At 58.0% G+C, this 238-nt stretch carries 1 protein-coding gene; it reads right to left on the minus strand.

The annotated features are described in order from the left end of the window. Positions 1–212: type II secretion system protein (locus ACQG3P_RS23270; protein WP_426806363.1), on the minus strand; the 212-nt coding region annotated here is incomplete at its 3' end. Positions 213–238: the final 26 nt, after the last annotated feature.

Below are 238 nucleotides of genomic sequence, written 5' to 3' on the forward strand. Positions count from 1 at the left end.
GACAGGCCCAGGATCACGACGACGATGATGAGTTCGATGAGTGAGAAGCCGGCGTCGCCGTTCTCCTCGCGACGGGCCTTCTCGGACTGGATGTAGCTGCGGATGAACGTGCGCATGGCGATCACTTTCTTGATCTTGGAATATGAATATCCCTGATCAGACCGCGTTTTCGCCCAGTCAGCCAGTCGACTCAGAGTTGCTGCCGGATCCATGCGTCTGCATGTCTCCCTTCCCCGCC

This window comes from Stenotrophomonas sp. SrG (assembly GCF_050031795.1).
Taxonomy (GTDB): Bacteria; Pseudomonadota; Gammaproteobacteria; order Xanthomonadales; family Xanthomonadaceae; genus Stenotrophomonas; species Stenotrophomonas rhizophila_A.